Origin of the sequence: Pseudolabrys sp. (genome assembly GCF_035943735.1) — a bacterium.
Taxonomy (GTDB): domain Bacteria; phylum Pseudomonadota; class Alphaproteobacteria; order Rhizobiales; family Xanthobacteraceae; genus Pseudolabrys.
On sequence record NZ_DASZBV010000019.1, the window covers coordinates 210,316 to 232,395 of the forward strand.

At 65.0% G+C, this 22,080-nt stretch carries 19 protein-coding genes; 7 read left to right on the plus strand and 12 right to left on the minus strand.

Translation table 11 applies throughout. The annotated features are described in order from the left end of the window. Positions 1 to 50 precede the first annotated feature (50 nt). Both VGV41_RS13890 and VGV41_RS13895 read left to right on the plus strand, forming a co-directional pair. Positions 51 to 800 carry a thermonuclease family protein gene (locus VGV41_RS13890; RefSeq protein WP_326864434.1) on the plus strand — a complete coding sequence of 250 codons (750 nt, stop codon included), beginning with the start codon at positions 51 to 53 and terminating at the stop codon, positions 798 to 800. Then, positions 797 to 2,266: a M48 family metalloprotease gene (locus tag VGV41_RS13895; protein ID WP_326864435.1), complete on the plus strand. Its 1,470-nt coding sequence runs from the start codon at positions 797 to 799 to the stop codon at positions 2,264 to 2,266. Before VGV41_RS13890 ends, VGV41_RS13895 begins: the two co-directional genes overlap by 4 nt. Before the next feature lie 75 nt (positions 2,267 to 2,341). On the opposite strand, the gene VGV41_RS13900 is transcribed toward VGV41_RS13895, so the two are convergent. After that, complete coding sequence (locus VGV41_RS13900) at positions 2,342 to 3,307, minus strand: VOC family protein (protein ID WP_326864436.1); 966 nt, start codon at positions 3,305 to 3,307, stop codon at positions 2,342 to 2,344. A 799-nt stretch (positions 3,308 to 4,106) separates the two neighbouring features. Between VGV41_RS13900 and VGV41_RS13905 the strand changes: the two genes are divergently transcribed. Both VGV41_RS13905 and VGV41_RS13910 read left to right on the plus strand, forming a co-directional pair. Next, positions 4,107 to 4,733, plus strand: coding sequence for a cyclic nucleotide-binding domain-containing protein (locus VGV41_RS13905; RefSeq protein ID WP_326864437.1), 627 nt, complete (start codon positions 4,107 to 4,109; stop codon positions 4,731 to 4,733). A gap of 140 nt (positions 4,734 to 4,873) precedes the next feature. Continuing rightward, positions 4,874 to 6,211, plus strand: coding sequence for an adenylate/guanylate cyclase domain-containing protein (locus VGV41_RS13910; RefSeq protein ID WP_326864438.1), 1,338 nt, complete (start codon positions 4,874 to 4,876; stop codon positions 6,209 to 6,211). 136 nt (positions 6,212 to 6,347) lie between these two features. Here VGV41_RS13910 and VGV41_RS13915 read toward each other — a convergent pair whose 3' ends face one another. Continuing rightward, the gene (locus tag VGV41_RS13915) at positions 6,348 to 7,115 is read right to left on the minus strand and encodes an HpcH/HpaI aldolase family protein (RefSeq protein ID WP_326864439.1); all 768 of its coding nucleotides are present in this window, start codon (positions 7,113 to 7,115) and stop codon (positions 6,348 to 6,350) included. Positions 7,116 to 7,132: 17 nt separating this feature from the next. Then, positions 7,133 to 8,110, minus strand: coding sequence for a tripartite tricarboxylate transporter substrate binding protein (locus VGV41_RS13920; RefSeq protein ID WP_326864440.1), 978 nt, complete (start codon positions 8,108 to 8,110; stop codon positions 7,133 to 7,135). 309 nt (positions 8,111 to 8,419) lie between these two features. Between VGV41_RS13920 and VGV41_RS13925 the strand changes: the two genes are divergently transcribed. Beyond that, complete coding sequence (locus VGV41_RS13925) at positions 8,420 to 9,031, plus strand: aspartyl/asparaginyl beta-hydroxylase domain-containing protein (RefSeq protein ID WP_326864441.1); 612 nt, start codon at positions 8,420 to 8,422, stop codon at positions 9,029 to 9,031. Positions 9,032 to 9,039: 8 nt separating this feature from the next. Here the strand turns inward: VGV41_RS13925 and cydB are convergent, their stop codons facing one another. The 5 genes from cydB to VGV41_RS13950 all read right to left on the minus strand — a co-directional run bounded on the left by cydB (position 9,040) and on the right by VGV41_RS13950 (position 13,231). Beyond that, positions 9,040 to 10,044, minus strand: a complete 1,005-nt coding sequence (cydB, locus tag VGV41_RS13930; RefSeq protein WP_326864442.1) for a cytochrome d ubiquinol oxidase subunit II — start codon at positions 10,042 to 10,044, stop codon at positions 9,040 to 9,042. A gap of 11 nt (positions 10,045 to 10,055) precedes the next feature. After that, positions 10,056 to 11,447: a cytochrome ubiquinol oxidase subunit I gene (locus VGV41_RS13935; RefSeq protein ID WP_326864443.1), complete on the minus strand. Its 1,392-nt coding sequence runs from the start codon at positions 11,445 to 11,447 to the stop codon at positions 10,056 to 10,058. A gap of 116 nt (positions 11,448 to 11,563) precedes the next feature. Then, complete coding sequence (locus VGV41_RS13940) at positions 11,564 to 12,211, minus strand: SagB/ThcOx family dehydrogenase (protein WP_326864444.1); 648 nt, start codon at positions 12,209 to 12,211, stop codon at positions 11,564 to 11,566. Between the two features lie 152 nt (positions 12,212 to 12,363). After that, positions 12,364 to 12,642: a hypothetical protein gene (locus tag VGV41_RS13945; RefSeq protein ID WP_326864445.1), complete on the minus strand. Its 279-nt coding sequence runs from the start codon at positions 12,640 to 12,642 to the stop codon at positions 12,364 to 12,366. A 145-nt stretch (positions 12,643 to 12,787) separates the two neighbouring features. Further along, complete coding sequence (locus tag VGV41_RS13950) at positions 12,788 to 13,231, minus strand: CBS domain-containing protein (protein ID WP_326864446.1); 444 nt, start codon at positions 13,229 to 13,231, stop codon at positions 12,788 to 12,790. 396 nt (positions 13,232 to 13,627) lie between these two features. Between VGV41_RS13950 and VGV41_RS13955 the strand changes: the two genes are divergently transcribed. After that, positions 13,628 to 13,882 (plus strand): hypothetical protein, encoded by a 255-nt coding sequence (locus VGV41_RS13955; RefSeq protein WP_326864447.1) that lies wholly within the window; start codon positions 13,628 to 13,630, stop codon positions 13,880 to 13,882. A gap of 1,329 nt (positions 13,883 to 15,211) precedes the next feature. Further along, positions 15,212 to 16,849 (plus strand): putative bifunctional diguanylate cyclase/phosphodiesterase, encoded by a 1,638-nt coding sequence (locus VGV41_RS13960; protein ID WP_326864448.1) that lies wholly within the window; start codon positions 15,212 to 15,214, stop codon positions 16,847 to 16,849. A gap of 61 nt (positions 16,850 to 16,910) precedes the next feature. Here the strand turns inward: VGV41_RS13960 and VGV41_RS13965 are convergent, their stop codons facing one another. The 4 genes from VGV41_RS13965 to VGV41_RS13980 all read right to left on the minus strand — a co-directional run bounded on the left by VGV41_RS13965 (position 16,911) and on the right by VGV41_RS13980 (position 21,922). Beyond that, positions 16,911 to 17,681: a CarD family transcriptional regulator gene (locus VGV41_RS13965; protein ID WP_326864449.1), complete on the minus strand. Its 771-nt coding sequence runs from the start codon at positions 17,679 to 17,681 to the stop codon at positions 16,911 to 16,913. Between the two features lie 278 nt (positions 17,682 to 17,959). Further along, entirely contained in the window at positions 17,960 to 18,298 is a 339-nt protein-coding gene (gene fdxA, locus VGV41_RS13970) for a ferredoxin FdxA (RefSeq protein ID WP_326864450.1), read from the minus strand. 116 nt (positions 18,299 to 18,414) lie between these two features. Then, positions 18,415 to 18,681 (minus strand): RNA-binding S4 domain-containing protein, encoded by a 267-nt coding sequence (locus VGV41_RS13975; protein WP_326864451.1) that lies wholly within the window; start codon positions 18,679 to 18,681, stop codon positions 18,415 to 18,417. Positions 18,682 to 18,697: 16 nt separating this feature from the next. Next, the gene (locus VGV41_RS13980) at positions 18,698 to 21,922 is read right to left on the minus strand and encodes a helicase-related protein (protein ID WP_326864452.1); all 3,225 of its coding nucleotides are present in this window, start codon (positions 21,920 to 21,922) and stop codon (positions 18,698 to 18,700) included. Positions 21,923 to 22,080: the final 158 nt, after the last annotated feature.

A 22,080-nucleotide genomic window follows, 5' to 3' on the forward strand; every position in this document is an offset into this window, starting at 1 on the left:
TCGTTTGCACGGTTGACGTGCGGTCGCGCGGCTGCGGACAATCGTGGACCATGTCCGTCGCGCGTTTCCTGGTTGTCACAATGCTCGCCCTGGCGCCGCTCGCCGCGGCGGCAGAGAGCGCCTGCGGCGGCAAGGATCTTGCCGGCGGCACGGTCGTCGGCATCCGCGACGGGCGCACCTTGCTCCTCGCGGACGGGCGCGAAGTCCGCCTAGCCGCCATCGAGACGCCGGCCGGCGCCGCATCGGCGCTCGCGGCGCTGGCGCAGGGCCGCACGCTGACCTTGAAGGCCGGCAGCGAGGCGAGCGACCGCTACGGCCGCGCCGTCGCCTTCGCCGTCCCGGCCGGAGCGGCGGAAACGTTGCAGGAATCGCTGCTCGCGGCCGGGCAGGCGCGCGTTTCGGCCAGAATCGGCACGAAATTCTGCGCCGCGGCGCTGTTGACCCTCGAAAAGCAGGCCCGCGCCGCTCGCCGCGGCCTCTGGGCCGATCCAAATTTCGCCCCTTTGCCTGCCGAGGATTACCGCCGTTTACGGGCCGAGACCGGCCATTTCGTGCTGGTCGAGGGGAAGGTTCTGTCGGTGCGCACGAGCGGCGCCACCATTTACGTGAACTTCGGGCGGCGCTTTACACGTGACTTGTCCCTGACCATTCTGCGGCGCCTGCGCGCGGGCTTTTCCGCCGCCGGCATCGAACCCGGAACACTGGAAGGCCGCCGCATCCGCGTACGCGGCTGGCTGGAACGGCGGCGCGGCCCGATCATCGCGGTCGACGCGCCCGAGCAGATCGAAGTGATCGAATGAGTGCGTGCCTGGCGAAGCTGGACAGAGCGAAGGTGCTGCGCGGCCTCGGCGTCGCGCTCGGCCTGCTGCTCGCCGCCTGCACCAGCACGCCGGATTTCAAGACGGTATCGCTGCCGCTGCCGCCGGCGGCTCCACGGCCGGAACTCACCGCGGCCGAGCGCGAGCACGCGCGCATCCTCGCCTCCTATGGCGGGCGCTTCGACAATGCGCGTCTGCAGGCGCTGGTCGAGAGCACGATCAATCGCCTGGTCGCCGCCTCGGAAAAGCCGGACCTCACATACAAGGTCACCATCCTCAATTCGCCGGCTGTCAACGCTTTCGCGCTGCCGAACGGCCAGCTCTACGTCACGCGCGGGCTGATCGCGCTCGCCAATGACGATGCCGAGCTCGCCTCGGTGCTGGCGCACGAGATGGGCCACGTCATCGCCCGGCACGCCGCGATCCGCGAGGAACAGGCGAAGCAGGCGGCGATCGTCGCGCACGTGGTCAGCGACGTGCTCAGCGATCCGCAGGCGGGCGCGCTGGCGCTGGCCAAGTCGAAGCTGACCATGGCGAGCTTCTCGCGCGCGCAGGAATTCGAGGCGGACGCCATCGGCGTCGGCATCTCGGCGCGCGCCGGCTTCGATCCCTATGGCGCCGCGCGCTTCCTCGCCGACATGCAGCGCAACGCCGACCTCAAGGCCGGCAATGCGGCCAAGGACACGCGCTCGCTCGACTTCATCTCCTCGCATCCGTCGACGCCGGAGCGGGTGAAGAACGCGATCGCCAATGCGCGGCAGTTCAACGCGCCGGGCGCCAAGGGCGAGCGCGACCGCAGCGCCTATCTCGCGGCGATCGGCGGTATCGTCTATGGCGACGATCCGAGCGAGGGCTTCGTGCGCGGCCGCCGCTTCGTGCATCCCAAGCTCGGCTTCACCTTCACCGCGCCGCCGGGCTTCTCGCTCGACAACACCGCCGACGCCGTGCTCGGCCTGAAGGACGGCGGCGGCGCGGCGCTGCGCCTCGACGTGGTCAGCGTGCCGGCCGGACAGACGCTCGGCGCCTATCTCAAGTCGGGCTGGATGGAGAACGTCGACCCGGCAAGCGTCGAGGAGACGACGGTCAACGGTTTCCCGGCGGCGACCGCGATGGCCGCCGGCGACGGCTGGTCGTTCCGGCTCTACGCCATCCGCTACGGCAGCGACGTCTACCGCTTCATCTTCGCGGCGCGCGAGCGCACGGCGCAGACCGACCGCAGCTTCCGCGAATCGGTGACGACGTTCCGCCGCATGAGCCTGAAGGAAGCGCAGGAAGTGAAACCGCTGCACCTCGCCATCGTCACGGTCGCGGCCGGCGAGACGCAGGACAGCCTGGCGCGGCGCATGGCGGTGAGCGAGCATCGGCTCGAAACCTTCCGCGTGCTCAACGGCCTCGGGCCGAAAGACGCGCTCAAGCCCGGGCAGAAGGTGAAGCTGGTCGTCGACTGAGGCCGCGCTGTGCACTCCTGAAATGCTAATGCCCGGCGCAAGGCCGGGCATTGGCTTTTCAAATCCTATGAAGCGTCAGCTTTCGCCGGCTTCCGGGTTGACCGTGAACTCGCGCGGCACGTCCGGACCCCAGAGATAGAACGAGTCCTCCGGCTTGTGGTCAGCGGCCGGCCAGCGGTCTTCCTTCGGGATGTAGTCGATGTCGCAGGAGTACTCCGAGAAGCTGCCCCACGGATCCATGATGTAGTGGAAGTAGTTCGAGCCGAGCACGTGGCGCCCGAGGCCCCAGCCCTTCTGGTAGCCCTTGTCGTGCATGCGCATGGCGCCGACGCCGATGTCGTTGATGCTCGCGGTATCCCACGAGCAGTGATGGAAGCCGGGGCCGCTCGACTTCACCAGCGCCAGCAGATGATGGTCGCTGCCGTGGATGCCGTGCATGAAGGCGACGATATCGGACGCGCGGTCGGAGAGACGGAGGCCGAGCGTGCGCTCGTAGAACTTGATCGAGGCGTCGATGTCGCGCGTGAAGATCAGCACGTGCGACAGCCGGCGCGGCCGCACCAGCGGCGACTTCTCGCGCGTGGTCGCCGCGGCGACGCCCGGACCGACGGTGATGAACTGCGCGTCGGCCTTGGTATCCGGCGACACCTTCGGCGCCACCTTGATCTCCATCAGCACGCCTTCGTGGTTGCGAAACCAGATGCCGTTCGATTCGAATCCCGGCGGCGCGTCGACGAGCTTGATGCCCTCGCCTTCGATGCGCGCCTTCAGGCGGCCGAAGTCGTCGGCGTAGCAGCCGAAGGAGAGATGATGCAGCGCCTTCTTCTGCGCGCCTTCGACCACCGAGCCCCAGCGGTGATCGTGACCGAAGGTCTTGATCGCCAGCACGTTGCCGTCGCGGCGCACGTCGAGGCCGAAATTGCCGTAGAAGTCGACGGCCTTGCTCGCGTCCGGCACCTGCAGCACGAACTGGTCGAGCGAGTGCACGCCGAGATCGCCGTCCTTCGCCTCCGGCGCGATATGACCCGTGATCGCGGTCATCGTTAGCTCCCTTGCAATCGTGTTCGCGGATTTGGCGGGTATTCTAGTCTTCTGCGCGGGCGCGGCAATGGCGGCGGACGCACGACAGTGTCGCGCTTTGGTGGAACGCGTGCGCTTGCCCACGCCATGTTCCGCATTGTGGGCGCGCGATGGGCGTGCGTCATCGGCCCTGTTCTTTGATCGGCGCGGGCACGCCGGTGTCCCCTTTTCCGTCCCCCGAAGGGAATGGAGCGCATCCGATCTCGGGTTTACCCGAGATCGGACATTCTAGTGCGCAAGTCGGGTAAACCCGACTTGCGATGGCGCCAGGGGCTTGCGAGGCCCCTTTGGACCACCCTTGCGATCGGGCGGTCCGCGCGCCGACGTTCGAGAGCGGGGTTGCGAAGCCCGCCCCCGGGCGCGCGCACCGCGATTGCGGCAGGTTTGCGAGGCCTGCCGCCCGGGTGCTGCGCCTCCCGGCGCTCCATCGGTGAGCGGGATGTCTCCCCGCGCACCCTCCGCCGCCGGTCCTCGCCCGCTCGAGACGGGAGAGGATCGGAGGCAGGTTTCGGCTGTATATTCCTATATAGGATGATTGTCAAGCAGCGTCTGCGGCGGCTCACCGTTCGCTGGAGCGGCGCAGCGCCGGGTCGGATTTTGACCCGAAGCGGACATCGGCGGTGAGACCGCGTCAGGTCATTTCCTGACCCGATCCCAACCTTTAGCGCCCTCCTTCACCGATGTGTCTCTTTCATATTGCCGGGCCGGACTGGCCTGAGCATAATTGACGGCGTTTGGCGGGGAATGGGGGAGGGAAGGCGTGGTCTTAGGGCAGAGTTGGATCGACGGGCTCGGCTACGTGGCCTCCGGCCTTGTCTTTGTGACCTTCTGCATGAAGACGATGATTCCTCTTCGTCTCATTGCAATGACAAGCAATGTCGCGTTCATCGCCTACGGCTTCGCCGGGCATCTATATCCGGTTCTGTTTCTTCACGTCATTCTGCTGCCGATGAACATCTGGCGCTTTCTCGAAATGATCAAGCTCGTCCGGCGTGTCGAGGCGGCAGCGACCGGAGACCATTCCATCGAATGGCTAAAGCCGTTCATGAAATTCGAGCGCCTTACCGCCGGCACGGTTTTGTTCCGCCGGGATGACAAGGCCGACAGGCTGTATGCCGTCCTGAGCGGACGCATCGATCTCGACGAAATCGCCGTGAGCGTCGGCCCGGGCCAGGTCGTCGGAGAAATGGGCTTGTTCGCTGGCCATCACCGCCGAACGCAAACGGCCCGCTGCGATACCGATGTCGAACTGCTCTGGATCAGCGAAGGCGAACTTGCGCAGCTCTGTTATCAGAACCCGGCGATTGCCTTCCACCTGCTCCGGCTGATCACAAATCGGCTGCTCGAAAATGCCGATCGCCCACAGCCCGCGCGGCTGCCGGCATGAGTTTTGAAAACGGAGCCTTCTGAGGCCGCCTAGGCGCTCTCTGACGGCCGCGCTCCGGGGAAATGGGCTATCCTCTTTTGGCGAGACCCTTACTATAGGGTTTGGGGGCGCGCGCGACAGTCAAATAGCCGGGCGAGTTCGTGGGGAAAATCAAGACACCGCCGAAGAGTATCCGGCGCAGCGGCGTCAAACCGCAGCGCGGCAACAGGTCCGCAAAACAGCGGACGGCTAAGGTCTTGGAAGAAAAGCTCGCGAGTGTGCAACGCGAGCTTGCGGGAGTCCGTGATCAGCAGGGAGCGACATCGGAGATCTTGCGGATTATCAGTGCGCGCGCGAATTTGAGCGATGTTTTCAGCGCGATTTTGCAGAAGGCGACCGTTCTTTGCGAAGCAAAGTTCGGTTTAATGTACACGTACGATGGTGCCCTTTTTCATAACGCGGCGATGCACGGTGCTCCGGATGCCCTGGTCGAACATCATTCCAGGAGGGGACCTTTCCGGCCGCCTCCGGGAACACCTCTTGATCGCTTGCTGGCGACGCTGAGCGTCATCAAATCTGCCGACGATTCACGGGAAGCGACTCCAAGCGCCCCTACGCGGCTGGCGGGGGCTAGGTCGCACATCGCCGTCCCAATGCTGAAGAATGGTGCTCTGGTGGGCGTGATTGTGATCTATCGGACCGAGGTAAACCCGTTTACGGATGGCCAAATCGATCTGGTCAGGAGCTTCGCAGCGCAAGCCGCGCTCGCCATTGAGAACGCGCGATTGCTGAGCGATCTGAACGATCTCAACCAGCAACTCGGAAAACGCGTCGCGGAACAAGTGGCCGAAATCGAACGCATGGGACGGCTGCGGCGTTTTCTTCCTCCGCAAGTGGCTGATTTGATCGTTTCATCGGGAAATGAAAGACAGCTTGAGAGTCATCGCCGGGACATCACCGCGCTGTTTTGCGATTTGCGCGGTTTTACCGGGTTCTCCGAAAGTGCCGATCCGGAAGACGTCATGATGTTGCTGCGCGAATATCACGCCGCAGTCGGCCGGTTCACCATGGAATACAGCGGAACGCTCGAGCGTTACGCGGGCGACGGCATCATGGTGATTTTCAATGACCCTGTTTCGGTTCCGGATCCTTCGCTTCGGGCGGTTAAGATGAGCCTTGATATACGAGAGGCTCTCGGAGTGCTGACGGAGAAATGGCGGCGTCTCGGGCACGACATCGGATTCGGCGTCGGTATCGCGCACGGATTTGCGACCCTCGGCACGATCGGATTCGAAGGACGGTTCGATTATGCGGCGATCGGGACGGTATCGAACTTGGCGTCCCGTCTCTGCGACGAGGCGAAAGCTGGTCAAATTCTGATCAGCGCTCGCGTCTTGATGGCGGTTGAAAACGACGTCGAGGTGGAATCTGTCGGAGAGTTTACGCTCAAAGGCATCCGGCGCCCGGTGGGGGCCTACAACGTGCTTGGCAGACGATGACGGGGAACCTGGGATGACTGCCGAGCGCGTTGTGAAACTATCTCTGTCAGCCACACGACGGATCCAATCGACTGATCGAATAAGCAAGGCCGTTTGTGGCCCCTAGCAGACCTACCATGCCATCGCCGCGCTCAGCTCACCTTGTGAACGACACCATGCGCTGGCAGGCCTGCAGCAGCACCAGCGCGTCGGTGGCGAAGACGAGGCCCTGAACGCCGCGCGCAACGAGGCCGCGGCTGTAGTCGCGCTCCTGCCGGTCGCCGATCGTCGTGACGATGTGCTTGCCATGCGCGCGGCAGGCGCTCGCGACGCGGTCGAGCGCCGCGCTCATCGCCGGATGATTGAAGTCGGCACCTGGCGCGCCGACCGAGATCGACAGATCGTAGGGGCCGATGAACAGCCCGTCGATGCCCGGCGTCGCGGCGATGGCCTCGATGTCGTCGATCGACTCCTTGTCCTCGATCAGCGGCAGCAGCATGACGTCGCGATTGGCCTTTGCGGCATAAGCGTTCCAGTCGTCCGGCCAGTAGCGCGTGGCGCGCACGATCGGACAGGCGCCGCGGTCGCCCTCCGGCGCGTAGCGCGCGGCGCGCACCAGCGCCTCGCACGAGGCGCGGGTGCCGTGCGGGATGACGATGCCCGCGGCGGCGAGGTTCAGCACGCGCTTGATCAGCCCGGCATCCACCTCCGGCACGCGCACCAATGGCGCGATGCCGGCGGCGTCGGCGGCCCGGATCAGATGGGCCAGCCGGTCCATGTCCATCGGACAGTGCTCCATGTCGATCATGACGAAATCGATGCCCGCGCGGGCAAAGATCTCGATCGTCATGGGCGCGCCGATGAAGCCGATGATGCCGGTCACGGCATCGCCGCGGGCGAAGCGCTCGCGCAGGCTGAGTGTCACGCGTGCCCCCTTGGCCGTCACTGCACTTTCATGTTGGCGGCTTTGACCACTTTGGTCCACTTGGCGGTGTCGTCGGCGATCATCTTGCCGAACTCGGCCGGCGTCAGCGCCATCGGATCGAGGCCGAGATTGAGCAGCTTGGCCTTGACGTCGGGCGCGTTGACGGCGGCGACGATCGCCTTGTTGAGCGCGTCGATGACCGGCTGCGGCGTGCCCTTCGGCGCGCCGAAGCCGAACTGGCCGCTGGCGTCGTAGCCGGGCACGAACTGCGAGATGCTCGGCGTGTCGGGCAGCGCCGGCGAGCGCGTCTTCGAGGTGACGCCGAGCGCGCGCAATTTGCCACTGCGGATGTGCGCGACCACCGTCGGGATCGGCGCGAACACCACCTGCACCTGGCCGCTCAGCAGATCGGGCACGTAGCTGCCCTTGTACGGCACGTGCACCATGTCGACGCCGGCCATCATCTTGAACAATTCGCCGAAAGCGTGCGGCGGCGTGCCGATGCCGGCCGAGCCCATGTTGATCTTGCCCGGATGCGCCTTGGCATAGGCGATGAACTCGGGGACGGTCTTCACCGGCAGCGAGGGCGTCACCGTCATGACGTAGCCGGCGCCGCCGATGATGGCGACCGGGGCGATGTCGCGCACGAAATTGAACTTGAGGTCGGGATAGAGCGTCGTGTTGATCTCGTTCGAGGTCACGACCTCCATCAGCAGCGTGTAGCCGTCCGGCGCGGCCTGCACCACCGCCTCGGTGCCGATATTGCCGCCGGCGCCCGGCTTGTTCTCGACCACGAACTGCTGCTTGAAACGATCGGACAGCGCCTGCGAGACGATGCGGGCGAGGCTGTCGGCCGCCTGTCCGGCCGGGAAGCCGACGATCACGCGCACCGGACGCGACGGATAGGTGTCGGCGAAGGCGAAGCCGGACAGCGCCGGCAGCGCCGCCGTGCCCGCCGCGCCGGCGGCCAGTTGCAGGAAGTGTCGGCGTTTCATCTGTGATCTCCCCCGATGATGGCTTCTTGTTCTGAAATACGGCCGGCACGAACGTCGCGGCCCGCCATGTGCGAGGTATGCAACCTAACGGAGTTCGCCGCGGCCCGGAAGGCGCTGCCGCCCTACCCCGATAGGGCGAGGCGGCCGGGGGTTTTCTGAAAATTTATGTTCGCCAGCGCACCGAAGGATTAGAATTGCCGGTCAGGGGCGATTGCAATTCGGGGGTTCCGGGTGCCGGGCTACGACCGCGCCGTGGGCGCTTTGCGCGCACTGTACGACAAACGCATTTCGACGCCGCCGATTCTGGACATGGACGCGTACTTTCCGAACGCGCACCTGTTTCTCGACGCCTATCCGGCGATCCGGCGCGAGGCCTTCGACGTCGTCTCCAGCCTCGTGCATATCCCGCGCTTCCACGATTTGATGCCGCAGCAGGCGGAGATCTCCGCCAACGACGGCCGCGACTGGCGCATGTTCATCATGAAGGCCTACGGCGTGTCGGTGGCGGAGAACCTGGCGCGCTGTCCGACCGTCGCCGCTGTCCTGCGGCAGGCGCCCGAGGTGGTGTCCTGCGTGTTCTCGTTCCTGGCGCCGGGCAAGCACATCCCGAAACACCGCGGCCCGTTCCGCGGCATCCTGCGCTTCCATCTCATTTTGTCGATGCCGCTCGACGACGGTGGGCTGCCTGCCTGCGAACTGAACATCGACGGCGAGCCGTACCGCCTGCGCGACGGCGACGGCCTGCTGTGGGACGACACCTATCCGCACGAAGTGTGGAACCGGAGCGAGCAGATGCGCATCGCGCTGCTGCTCGACGTCTGGCGCAAGAACATGCCGGCCGACATCGAAATCTTCTCGCGCACGCTCTACGCGCTGGCGAAGACGGTGATCAGCATGAGGGGCGTGTCCTACGCCGGCTGACGCGCGCCCTAGTGATAGCCGGCTTCGGCGCGCACCTTGCCGCGGAATACCCAGTACGACCACGCGGTGTACATCAGGATCACCGGCAGCAGGAACAACGTGCCGATAAGCAGGAAGGCCTGCGTGCTCGGCGACGACGCGGCTTGCCACAACGTGTAGCGATAGGGGACGATCAGCGGCCACAGGCTGATGGCGATGCCGAGGAAGGACATCGCGAACAGGCCGATGGCGGCGAGGAAGGGCACGAACTCGTGCTCGCGGCCGAGCGAGCGCCATTCGACGACGGCGATGAGCGCGGTGATAATGGGCACGGGGCTGAGAAAGGCGATGTTCGGCCAGGCGAACCAGCGCTGCGCGATCTCGGCGTGCGCGAGCGGCGTCCAGATGCTGACGCCGACGACGGCGATGCATACGCCGATGAAGGCGAAGCGGCCCGAGCGGCGCGCCCAGCGCTGCAGCGCGCCTTCGGTCTTCAGGATCAGCCAGCCGGCGCCGAGCAGCGCATAGCCGAACATCAGCGCCACGCCGGTCAATAAGGCGAACGGCGTCACCCAGTCGAACGAGGTGCCGGCGAAGACGCGGCCGTCGACCTTGAAGCCCTCGATGAACTGGCCGAGCACGATGCCCTGCGCGAAGGTCGCAAGCGCCGAGCCGGCGGAGAAGGCGCGGTCCCAGAAGCGGCGCAGCGCCGCGCGCTTGAAGCGGAATTCGAAGGCGACGCCGCGGAAGACAAGCGCCAGCAGCATGATGGCGATCGGGAAATAGGCCGCCGGGATGATGATGGCGAAAGCGAGCGGGAACACCGCGAGCAGGCCGATGCCGCCAAAGACGAGCCAGGTTTCGTTGCCGTCCCAGATCGGCGCGATCGAGGCCATCATCAGCGCGCGGTCGTCTTCGTTGCGGGCGAATCCGGAGAGGATGCCGACGCCGAGATCGAAGCCGTCGAACACGACGTAATAGAACACGGCGAGCGCGACCAGGAACGTCCAGATCGGCACGAGATCGAGCACCATGGTCGTTTCCCCTATTCGTCGGCCAGCGTGCTGGCGCGCTCGAACGGCCGCCCGGGACGGCCGCTCTCGATCGGGGCCGTCTCCTCGGCCACGATCGGCCCGCGCCGCACGAGCCCGGCCATGAAGGCGATGCCGGTCGGGAACATGATCAGGTAGACGATCACGTAGAACGCGAGCGAGATGGCGACGTCGGTGCCGGTGAGCGACGGCGACACCGAATCCGCCGTGCGCATCAGTCCGTAGACGGTCCACGGCTGACGGCCGACCTCGGTCACCACCCAGCCGGCGATCACGGCGATGAAGCCGAGCGGCGACATCCACTGGCACAGGCGCAGAAAGCCGTCCGAGCGCCACAGGCGGCCGTTCCAGCGCATCATGATCTGCCCGGCGATGGCGACGATCAGCATGAGGATGCCGATGCCGACCATGATGCGGAAGGCGAAGAATGGCGGCCCGACCGGCGGCCGGTCCGCGACCGGCCATTCCTTCAGGCCCTTGATGCCGCCGTTCCAGGTGTGCGTGAGGATGAGCGCGCCGAGGTGCGGCACCTCGACGGCGTAACGCATGGTCGCGTTCTTGTCGTCGGGAATGCCGAACAATGTGAGCGGCATCGGCGTGACGGTGTCATAGCGGCCTTCGATCGCCGCCACCTTGGCCGGCTGATATTCGAGCGTGTTGATACCATGCTGATCGCCAAGGAAAATCTGCAACGGCACGAGGACGATCAGAAGGTCGAGCGCCATACGAATCATCAGGCGCGATTCCTCGACCGCGCGGCCGCGGCGCAGGAGCCAGGCGGCGACACCGAGCACGACGAAGCCGGTGGTGATGTAGAACGCCGTGACGTTATGCGCGAGGCGGTACGGGAACGACGGATTGAAGATGATCGCGGTCCAGTCGGCCGGCAGGAAGCGGCCATCGACCACCTTGTAGCCCTGCGGCGTCTGCATCCAGCTGTTGGTGGCGAGAATCCAGAACGACGACAGCAGCGTGCCGAAGGCGACCATCACTGCAGCGAAGAAATGCGCCCAGTTCGGCACCAGCTTGCGGCCGAACAGCAGCACGCCGAGGAACGACGACTCGAGGAAGAAGGCCATCAGGCCCTCGTAGGCCATCATCGGCGAGATGACGTCGGCGGTCGCGTCTGTGAAGCGGCTCCAGTTGGTGCCGAACTGGAACGGCATGATGATGCCGGAGACGACGCCCATGCCGAACGACACGGCGAAGATGCGCGTCCAGAAGCCGGACGTGCGAAACCAGACCTCGTTCCTGGTGAAGAAGTAGAACCCCTCGAGCACCGCGATATAGGAGGCCACGCCCACGGTGAAGGCGGGCAGCAGGATGTGCCAGGCGATCACCCAGGCCCATTGCAAACGCGACAGCCAGACCGGATCGAGGCTCATCGGGCCTCCGAAAATTCACCTGCCGACATTGCGCGCGGTCAAGCACGCGACGCCGCCTTGACGCGGCCCCGCGGGCGCAAGTCGCAACGGGACTGTTTGGGTTTCGGGTAGCCGTGTCAAGCGGCCGGATGGCCGACCGTCTGCGCGAAGGTGACGAAATCACCGCCGGCGAGGCCGAGCGTGCGGCCGAGTGCGCGCGTGTCGACGGCGCCGCGGAACACACTCGCCAGCCCCTCCGACGCGCAATAGAGATAGACATTCTGGCCGATGAAACCGGTGTCCACCGAGGCGTAAAGGCGGCGCTCGTCCGGCGGCACATCGCGTATGCGCTCGCCGTGCGCGATGTAGATCAGGTTGAGCGGCGCGCGGGCGACGAAATCCTGCTGGCCCGTCTGCGCGCGGATGTCGGCGCTCATACGGCGCACCAGCACGTGACGCGCCGGATCGTAGAACCACACACCGTCGGCCATTGCCGCCAGCACGTCGATGACCATGATATGCCGCCAATACGGCGCGGTGCGATCACCGCTCGGGCGGTTGACACCGAAGCCGGCCCACAGGAGGTCGGAGAGGATCTGGTCGCTCAGTGGCCGGTCCGAATACTCGCGCGTCGAATGGCGCGCGCTTAACGCCTGCATCAGCGGCTTGCCGGCGTCCTTCCGCGGCGGCGGCAAAGCGCGCTCGTTATCGGCGGCGAGCGCGGGCGCGGCGGCGAGCAATGCGGCGCCGGCGAGACTTGCGTTGGCTTCACGGCGAGTCATCATAGCGGCCTCGGCAGACGGCATGGGCATGGGATCGCACCATCTCTGCAGGCCGCGCACGCGCGCCGCATTGATTCAGATCAGGTCCGCGCGCGGCACGCAAAAAGCCCGGCGTCACCGCCGGGCTTTCATGACAGGTCGAGCCGCGGGCGGCGTCAGTCCTTGTCGATTTGCTTTTCCTTGATGACGGTGTCGCCGCTGCCGGTCGTCGTGTCGGTGCAGACCTTGGTCTGCTTGATGCGGTCTTCTGCCTGGTCGCGCGAGGTGAATGCGATGGGACCGATTTGCGTCACCACCGTTTTCGACTCGGGCTTCTCTGTCACCACCGTGCAACGGTGCGTGGCCGGGTTCTGCACGACGTAGTATTCGTCGGCCATCGCCGTGCCCGCGAATGCGACGCAGAGCAGTCCGGCAAGCATCAAACGCGTCTTCATGATCGTCCTCCTGATCGGTTGTCGCGATCGGAGGCCGCGGCGGGCAGCCACAAAGCACGTCCCACGTCGGCTGGCGCATCGGCTCCGTCGTCTTGAACGCAATGCAGCCAACGTAAAGTTCGTTCCGGACGGAACCCGGTTCCAATCATCGGCCGCGCGTCGCCAGGACGACGTCGCGCAGGATGTTCTTTTCTTCCTCGGTCTCGGCCAGCCGCGACGCCAAAGTGTCGCGCAGCGACAGCATGCCGATGACCTGCCCGTTCCGCGCCACCGGCAGATGGCGGAACTTGTTGTCGCGCATGACCTCCTGGGCGTGCTGCATGGTGTCGTCGGGGGTGCAGACGATCACGCGCGTGGTCATCAGGTCGCGGGCGCGCAGATATTGCAGCTCGCCGAGATCGGTGCGGGCGAAGGCACGCACGAGATCGCGCTCGGAGACGATGCCGACCATGCGGTGATTGAGCTCGCACACCGGCAGCGCGCCGATGCCGTGCGTGTACAGCAGCCGGGCGACGTCGTTGAGCGCGTGGTCCGGGATGCAGGTGATCAGGCGCTGCCGCGAGGCGTTGAGAAATTCGCCGACTTTCATGGCCGTAGCTCCTATTCAAGTCGCCGCCGTCCCGAATGTGGGAATCAAGTATGACGCAATTGGGGTATTGGCGAGATGCCGCAGGTGCGGCTGCGAGCTCCGATAGGATCGAGACCGCGCGTGCTCACCAGGACCGGGACAAGCTCCGCCGCCGCGCCTATGACCGAACGCGTTCTTCAGTGAACGGCAGACATGATGGGACGGGTCCTGGTGCTAGAGAATTGATGCACCGAACTCCATCGTTCGCCCCCTCAATAGACTGCTCAGTCTCGTTGATTGATATGGAAAGCGTCCATGGGCGATGCGGCGACTTACCACGTAGCTCCAGTGTACATGCTGCGCGGAACGAAGAGCTTACCCCGCCCGTTGGCATCTGAAAGTAACAGGAGGCTTCACATGCGCATGCTTGCTTTGGGAATACTCGCCGCTGCTGGCATCGCACTTGCCGGTCCCGCAACCGCTCAAGGTCTATACTTCGGCGCTGGCCCGGGCGGGGTTGGCGTTGCTGTCGGCGCGGACCACTATGACCATGACCGCTACGACGGCGACCGTTATCGCGAGCGCGTCGTGGTTCGTGAGCGACGCCACGAGTGCCATACCATCATCATCCACGACGATGGTGAGGTTCGTAGAATCCGCCGCTGCCGCTGAACTTCTTACAACGGATAGCAGCGATCAGAGGCCTCGGGAAACCGGGGCCTTTTTCTATAGGAGATACGGTAACTCGCTGAGTCTATAATAAGGAGCTGCGGCTATGTCTTTGGCGCCTTCGACCCTTTTTCCGCGATCAGCTGTGCAACGCGTGCCTGCGCCTTGGGGTCGCTGAACGGATCATCGAGGTTTCTCGGCCGATCCGCAGCGGTGTCGAAGACTGCGTCGTGTGGCCGACGGACGACAGCGCCGCGCAGTCGGGACATCAGCTTGAGAAGCGTATTATAGAGCGCTCCCATGGTATTTGCGGCTGGGGTCATATCCTGTGCTCGGGTCGCGCTCTGGTCCGCGTCCGGCCAGTGGAGAGAATTTGAATCCCGTTCTCATGGGCTTTTTGACATGTCGAGTTATAGCTTCTGCGAAGCCGCCGAGCGGCGGCGCTGCAGGTGTAACCCTTTGTCAAAAGCCGTCGGAGGTGGACGATATCTTCGTCATTCCACCGAAGGACCAGTAAGCGGCGCATGTGATTTAGCCCCTTTAGGCCTATCCCAAGCTCCTGGAGGCGGACTTGTTCCTCCGTCACGCTTCCACTCATACTCTTGCGCCGGTACTTCGCGCCTGAGTGGGTAAGGCAGGGGCCGTTGCCGACCTCCTTGCGAAGCGGCCTGCGACCCGCTTCCGCTCATGAGCCCAAAGCGGATCCACCCCGCCGCTCGATTCAATGCAAACAAAAAGCCCGGCATCGCTGCCGGGCTTTTTTCTATTCGTCGTCGTTCGGCTCGGTGGCCTTTCAGGCCGCCTCGTCCTCGACGCCTTCCTCGGCGCCGGCCTCATCGGCGGGCTTGGGACCACGGCGTGGGCCCTTGGCGAGCGCGCCTTCGATCTCCTTGATCGCCTCGGTCTCGGTCACCTTCTGCACCGCCGCCGGTGTCGGCTTTCGCTCTTAAGGCGACAACGGCCACGCGCGACTTGGGGTCGCTTACCCTGCCAGGCCGGCGGCGGGGGCCGGATAACAATAATCACGAGTCCGGCCGCCTTATTTCCGGCATTCAGACCGACGACTGCCTATATGTCCTCTATCGTTGGGCTTATGCCATCACGCGCCAACGGCTGGGAGACACGACCGGGCTCCCGCCTCTAATGGGAATAACGGTGGCGCACGCCCTGTCCGACAGGTTGCTGTGCGGCCTGTCTGAAGAGGCCGCAGACGCGCCCCGGCCCACATTTGCGACGAACGAGCTGGTCGACGGGCGACGGCGCCGATACGGCACGTCCGTGTGTGCAACTCGTTCGAGCACTTATGCCTGACAACAAAAGAGACATTGGGATATGCAGTCGGTTGATGATGGACTTGTTGGCTTTCGTGCACCGATGCACAAGATCAGCCGACTCACACGCCGGGCCGGAAACAGGCTTGCTTCGCTTCGTCCGGCGACACGGGATGCAATTGTCATTTCGTTTTTCGGCATCATTTGTTTTGCAAGCGAGTACTTTTTCGATCTTGCACCACGATTGTTTGAATTTTCACTGAATTACAGGGACTGGGAGATCGATAATTTGATCTTCGTTGTTTTTATCATGAGTTTCGGATTTGCCATCTTCAGCTATCGCCGCGTGAGGGAGCTGGCCATTGAAATGAAGGCCCGACGCGACGCCGAATCGGACGCCAGGAAACTTGCGCGGCATGATCCGCTGACCGGGCTACCCAACCGCCGCTTTTTCGTCGAGGCCCTTGGTGAAGCTCTCCGGAGTACGGCCCACGACTCGCGGACGGCCGTGCTTATGCTTGACCTCGACGGCTTCAAATCGGTTAACGACGCTTATGGCCACGGGGTCGGCGATCAGACCTTGGCCGAGTTTGCGCAACGCGTTTTAGCCATCGTGCGGGCGGGCGCAATTTTAACCCGCATCGGCGGCGATGAATTTGCCATCATCGTCCCGAGCATCAAGTCGCTCGATGATCCAGCGGCCTTGGCGCGGCGAATTGTTGCGGCCGTGGCTGAACCCTTTGTCATCGGGCAAATCTCCAGATCGGTTGGCGTCGGCATCGGAATAGCGATGTCACCATCGGACGGGACGGACCCCGAGATCCTTGTTCAACGCGCCGACCGGGCGCTGTATCGCGCCAAGGCGGAGGGCCGCTCCTGCATTCGCTTTTTTGAGCGCGACATGGACGCCCATGTGGAGCGCCGCATATTAATCGAAACGGAATTGCGGGCCGCGGTGGCAGCTAAAGCGATTATTCCCTATTATCAGCCCGTGGTCGCGTTCGCAGGCAGGCGCGTGGTCGGCTTTGAAGCACTGGCGCGCTGGAAGAGCGATAAGCTCGGCTGGGTGTCGCCGGACCTGTTCATCAAGGTCGCCGAAGAGATCGGTCTTATCAGTGAACTCGGCGATCAACTCTTGCGTCAGGCCTGTCTCGATGCCCGAACATGGCCGTCGGAATTGACACTCGCGTTCAACATATCGGCCGTCCAGCTGAGCGACCCGACCATCGGTATGCGCGTGCTTGCGATCCTGGCGGAGACCGGCTTCAACCCGCTCCGTCTCGAGCTGGAAATTACCGAAACGGCCCTCGTCGACAATATGAAGATCGCGCAAGAGATCACCGGTCGGCTGCGTCGAGCGGGGGTGCGCATTGCGCTGGACGACTTCGGTACGGGCTATGCGACGCTGAGCCAGCTGCTTTCCCTCAAGCTGGACCGGATCAAGATCGATCGCAGTTTTGTCGATCGTCTCGGCAAGGATAAGGAAAGCACCACGATAATCCGTGCTGTACTCGGACTAGCCGGCGGATTTAACCTTGAGACAACCGCCGAAGGCATCGAGAGCGAGGAGCAACTCGCATCATTGACAGCTGACGGTTGCTTGGAAGGGCAGGGCTATCTTTTCAGCGAGGCGGTGGCGGCGAGCGACGTTCACAGCTTGCTGGAGAGCCATAAGTTGACGACGAAGGCGGTCGCATAAAAAAAGCCCGGCATCGCTGCCGGGCTTTTTTCTATTCGTCGTCGTTCGGCTCGGCGGCCTTTCAGGCCGCCTCGTCCTCGACGCCTTCCTCGGCGCCGGCCTCATCGGCGGGCTTGGGACCACGGCGCGGACCCTTGGCGAGCGCGCCTTCGATCTCCTTGATCGCCTCGGTCTCGGTCACCTTCTGCACCGCCGCGATCTCACGCGACAGGCGGTCGAGCGCCGCTTCGTAGAGCTGGCGTTCGGAGTAGGACTGCTCCGGCTGCGTGTCCGAGCGGTACAGGTCGCGCACCACCTCGGCGATGGCGACGATGTCGCCGGAATTGATCTTGGCTTCGTATTCCTGCGCGCGGCGCGACCACATGGTGCGCTTGATGCGAGCACGGCCCTTCAAGGTCTCCAGCGCCTTCTTGACCAGCGGCGGCTCGGCGAGCTTGCGCATGCCCACCGACACGATCTTGGCGGTCGGGACGCGCAACGTCATCTTGTCCTTGATGAAGTTGATGACGAACAGCTCGAGCTTCGCCCCCGCGATCTCCTGCTCCTCGATGGCAACGATCTGGCCGACCCCGTGCGCGGGGTAGACGATGAACTCGCTGGTCTTGAAGCCTTGGCGCTGGGTGGTCTTCTTATTGGTAGCCATTCCGGGCACTACTCCTTCGGCGGCCGGCGCCGGCTTCCGGCTGGCGGCCGCTTTCGCTGCAGGGGCCCCGCCGCGGGCCGAGGCACCGCGGGAGGCGTGAGAGGTCCGCCGCGCGACGGCAGACTTTTTGGTCGTCCGGTTGGAACCGGAGGAGCCCTTTTTCGACTTCTGACGCGATTTTGCTGCCACTGCTTAACGCGTGGATCGCACGCCCTTCTAGCCAGACCCTTGGGAACCGTTATTTCAACCGCTGAAAAATAAGGCTCCCGCGAGGGAGCTCATCAAAAAGCGGCCGACTTTTTCGTCTATGTCGATTTTTTGTATATATAGCACATTTTTGGCCGATTTCAAAGCCTTATAGGGTCGCAAATCGGCTGTAAAATTGCAATTTGGCGGCCCGGTTAATGCCGCGACCACAGCCCCAAATGGAAATGCTCGGGCGGCTCTAGGAAGCCGCTAACCCTGGCTCAGGTTCCGCTGCCGGGATTCGACGAAAAGAACTTGTCGAATTTGCCGGCCTGGCCGTCGAACTCCTTGGCGTCCGCCGGGGCCTCACCCTTGACGGTAATATTCGGCCAGGTCTTGGCGTATTCGGCGTTGAGTTCCAGCCACTTCTCCAGTCCCGGCTCGGTGTCCGGCTTGATCGCCTCGGCCGGGCATTCCGGCTCGCAGACGCCGCAGTCGATGCATTCGTCCGGATGGATGACGAGCATGTTCTCGCCCTCGTAGAAGCAGTCGACCGGACACACCTCTACGCAATCCATGTACTTGCACTTAATGCAGTTTTCGACGACGACGTAGGTCATCCAACGAACTCCGGCCGGAATCGGAACGCTTCAACCCGCGCTCCCCCTAACGCAACAATAGATAGGCGCGCAAGGCGCGCATTGCCATTCTGGCGCGCGATAGGCGCATGGCAACCTCAGGCGGAGAGGCTCACCTCGCGATAGAGGGTGCGCGCCAAAGGCGGGCCGCCGCGCCGTTCGCAGAAGCCCTGCACCTCCACCACGCGCACCGCCCGGTCGAGCGCGACGGTAATGACATCCCCGGGGCGGACCACCTGGCTGGCGGCAGTGATGCGGCGGCCGTTCAGCCGGACGTGCCCCTTTTCGGCGAGCGCGGCGGCGTCGCCCCGCGTGCGCACCATGCGCGCGTGCCACAGCCATTTGTCGATGCGCTGGCGGTCCACGGCAGCTGTGAGGCCTCTAGCGGTCCTTGTTCTGCTCCAGCTGCTGCTTGAGCGCGGCGAGCTTGGCGAAAGGCGAATTCGGATCCGGCTCCTTGTTGCGGCGATCGGACCCCTGCGGGCGCGCATAATACTGCTCGCGCTCGGCGCGGCCGGGCCCCTCATCGCGGCCACGGCGCGGGCCGCGATCGCGGCGCGGACCGCGGTCGGGGCGATCGCCGCTCGGGCCGTCGCGGCGCTCGCCGCGATTGGCCTGCTTGTCCGTGCGCTGCTGGCGGTCGCGGTGATTCGGCCGGTCGCTGCGCTCGGGCTGCGGCGGCCGGCCCTGGCGCGGCTCTTGCGATTCGCCGGCCGCGGGCGCGGCGGCGACAGCCGCGCCGTCGGCGGGCGCTGCGGCGGCCTGCTGCGGGCGCTGATGCGCACGACGATGACGCGGCGGGCGCTGTTGCTCGGAACGCCCGCCCGGACGCCACACCTCGATCATCGCCGGCTCGGCCGGTTTCTCCTCGGCAGGGGCGGCTTCGACAGAGGCGGCTTCCGCGGGCGGCTGCCCGGCCTGCGCTTCGGCAGACGGCTGTTCAGGCTGCGGCTCGGCCGGCTGCTCGATCACCGGCGCGGGCATCACCTCGGCATCGGCGACCAGCGGCGGCGCTTCGGCTTCAGGCGCGGGCTCGGCTGCGGCTTCGGCAGGGGTGTCGGTCGCGGTTGCTTCAGCAGCCGGAGCTTCGGCTGCCGGCGCCGCTTCCGCCGCCATTTCTGATTTTGCCGGCTCCGCCGGTTTCGGCTTGCGCTCCATGCGATAGCCAAGCGCGCGCAGGATCGAGGCGAAGTCCTCGCCCGAGGCGCCGGTCAGCGACGTCATCGCGCCGGTGACGGTGAAGCCGCGGCCGTCGATCGCGCCATCCGGCTTCGGCGTCGTGCCCTCGCGCCAGGCGAGCGCCGGGCGGATCAGGTCGGCGAGGCGTTCGAGAATGTCGACGCGCACCGCGCGCTCGCCGCAGACGCGATAACCGGACGTGCGGTAGAGCGCCTTCGGCGTCTCCTTGTCGACCGGGATCGAGGTGCGTCCCGAGGCGGCGAGATGCAGCAATTCGGTGACGCCGTGCGCATCGGCGCTTTCGTGCTTCAAGGCATGCAACTGCGTCGCCAGCGCGCGCGGCGCCGGCTTCATCAGCGCGGGCAGATAGATGTGATAAGCGCCGAAGCGCACGCCGTATTTGCGCAAGGTCGCGCGCGACGGCTGGTCGAGGCCCTTGACCTCTTCCGACACCTTCTGCCGTTCGAGCACGCCAAGCGCCTCGGCCAACTGGAAGGCGACGCCGCGCGCCATGCCGGTGACGTCCTCGGCGACCGACAGCGTGAACAAAGGCGCCAGCAGCTTCTCGATCTGCGACTTGAGCCAGAGATCGAGGCGCGTCTGCACCAGGTCGCGCGCCGGGCCGGTCAGATGCTCGTCGGCGATGATGCGCACGCGCGGGCGCAGCGTGTCGTCGCCGGCGGCGAGCTTCCCGACGACGGCGCCAAGCCAGCGGATGGCGCCGTCATTGGCCAGCACGATCTGATCGTTCGACGCCTGCGACAGCCGCGTGGCGCGGCTTTCGATCTCGACCGACAGCACCTTCTGCGCGGCGGCGTTGAGCGCCTTGGCGTCGGTGCCGGCGCCGGCGGCGTCGGGCGCGAACATGAATCCGTCGAGGCGGCCAATGACGTGGCCTTCGACGCTGACCTCGCCGGTCTTTCCGATTTCGGTTTCGAGCATTGCGTTCTCTCTAAGCCGCCGCATCAACACGCTGGTGCGGCGGTCGACGAAACGCTCCGCCAGCCGCTCGTGCAACGCATCCGACAGCTTGTCCTCCACTGCGCGCGTGGTCGCCTGCCAATGCTCGGGGTCGGCGAGCCAATCCGGGCGATTGGCAACGAAAGTCCAGGTTCTGACATGCGCGATCCGGTTGGAGAGGGTGTCGATGTCGCCGTCGGTCCGATCCGCCTGCGCGACCTGACGAGCAAACCAATCGGTCGGGATGTTACCCTCTCGCATCAGGAATCCATAGAGGGTCGTCACCAGTTCGGCATGGGTCGCCGGCGCGATCTTGCGATAATCCGGAACCTGGCAAATGTCCCATAAACGTTCGACCGCGGACCGGCCTTTCGCGACGTCGCGCACGTCGGCGTCACGCGCGGCATGGTCGAGCACGAGGATATCCTCGCCTACCGGTGCGCGCGTCAGCCCCTGCTCCTGCGGCGCCATCGCCAGCGACGCCTGCAGCGCGCCGAGCGAGGCAAAATCCAGATCGGCGTTGCGCCATTGCAACATGCGCACCGGCTCGAAGACGTGGCTCTCCAGCGCCTGCACCAATTCCGGCTCGAACGGATCGCAACGGCCGGTGGTGCCGAAGGTGCCGTCGCGCGTCGCGCGTCCGGCACGGCCGGCGATCTGGCCGAGCTCGGCCGGCGTCAGCTTGCGAAACTGGTAGCCGTCGAATTTGCGATCGGAGGCGAAGGCGACGTGATCGACGTCGAGATTAAGGCCCATGCCGATGGCGTCGGTGGCGACGAGATAATCGACATCGCCCGACTGGTAGAGCGCGACCTGCGCGTTGCGCGTGCGCGGCGAGAGCGCGCCGAGCACCACCGCGGCGCCGCCGCGCTGGCGGCGGATCAGTTCGGCGATGGCGTAAACTTCGTCGGCCGAGAAGGCCACGATCGCCGAGCGGCGCGGCAGGCGCGTCAGCTTTTTCTCGCCGGCGTAAGTGAGCATCGACAGCCGCGGACGGCTGACGACATGCGCGCCGGGCAACAGCTTTTCAACCATCGGCCGCATGGTCGCGGCCCCAAGCACCAGCGTTTCCTCGCGGGCGCGGCGGTTGAGCATGCGGTCGGTGAAGACGTGGCCGCGCTCGAAATCGGCGCCGAGCTGGATTTCGTCGACGGCGAGGAAGGCGACGTCGAGATCGCGCGGCATGGCCTCGACGGTCGACACCCAGTAGCGCGCATGCGGCGGCTTGATCTTCTCCTCGCCGGTGATCAGCGCCACCAGCTGCGCGCCGACACGGTCGACCACCTTGTTGTAGACCTCGCGCGCCAACAGACGCAGCGGCAGGCCGATGATGCCGGAGGAATGCGCGAGCATCCGCTCGATGGCGAGATGCGTCTTGCCGGTGTTGGTGGGACCGAGGACAGCGGTGACGCCGGCGCCGCGGACACGCCCGCCCTTGGCCGGCTGCGGAGAGAAACTGAGGGTCATTACCGATCCAGACTGCGGCCCGAGCCCCGCGATGAGGCCCCAAGCTGCGAAGCTCCTGTATCACAATGCGACGGGATGTGCGTCCGCGGTTAAGGTTTGGAACGGGGGTCGAACGAACCGCGCCCGAATCGCTTGAAACCCGGCAGTCGGATTCCGTT

What these genes read in the sequence shown, in the direction of transcription:
- VGV41_RS13900 (WP_326864436.1), bottom strand. Translation starts at nt 3,307, where the DNA reads ATGACCGCGATCACGGGTCATATCGCGCCGGAGGCGAAGGACGGCGAT.
- VGV41_RS13960 (WP_326864448.1), top strand. Translation starts at nt 15,212, where the DNA reads ATGCAGTCGGTTGATGATGGACTTGTTGGCTTTCGTGCACCGATGCAC.
- VGV41_RS13940 (WP_326864444.1), bottom strand. Translation starts at nt 12,211, where the DNA reads ATGATGACTCGCCGTGAAGCCAACGCAAGTCTCGCCGGCGCCGCATTG.
- VGV41_RS13950 (WP_326864446.1), bottom strand. Translation starts at nt 13,231, where the DNA reads ATGAAAGTCGGCGAATTTCTCAACGCCTCGCGGCAGCGCCTGATCACC.
- VGV41_RS13895 (WP_326864435.1), top strand. Translation starts at nt 797, where the DNA reads ATGAGTGCGTGCCTGGCGAAGCTGGACAGAGCGAAGGTGCTGCGCGGC.
- cydB (WP_326864442.1), bottom strand. Translation starts at nt 10,044, where the DNA reads ATGGTGCTCGATCTCGTGCCGATCTGGACGTTCCTGGTCGCGCTCGCC.
- VGV41_RS13935 (WP_326864443.1), bottom strand. Translation starts at nt 11,447, where the DNA reads ATGAGCCTCGATCCGGTCTGGCTGTCGCGTTTGCAATGGGCCTGGGTG.
- VGV41_RS13980 (WP_326864452.1), bottom strand. Translation starts at nt 21,922, where the DNA reads ATGACCCTCAGTTTCTCTCCGCAGCCGGCCAAGGGCGGGCGTGTCCGC.
- VGV41_RS13920 (WP_326864440.1), bottom strand. Translation starts at nt 8,110, where the DNA reads ATGAAACGCCGACACTTCCTGCAACTGGCCGCCGGCGCGGCGGGCACG.
- VGV41_RS13925 (WP_326864441.1), top strand. Translation starts at nt 8,420, where the DNA reads ATGGACGCGTACTTTCCGAACGCGCACCTGTTTCTCGACGCCTATCCG.
- VGV41_RS13955 (WP_326864447.1), top strand. Translation starts at nt 13,628, where the DNA reads ATGCGCATGCTTGCTTTGGGAATACTCGCCGCTGCTGGCATCGCACTT.
- fdxA (WP_326864450.1), bottom strand. Translation starts at nt 18,298, where the DNA reads ATGACCTACGTCGTCGTCGAAAACTGCATTAAGTGCAAGTACATGGAT.
- VGV41_RS13890 (WP_326864434.1), top strand. Translation starts at nt 51, where the DNA reads ATGTCCGTCGCGCGTTTCCTGGTTGTCACAATGCTCGCCCTGGCGCCG.
- VGV41_RS13945 (WP_326864445.1), bottom strand. Translation starts at nt 12,642, where the DNA reads ATGAAGACGCGTTTGATGCTTGCCGGACTGCTCTGCGTCGCATTCGCG.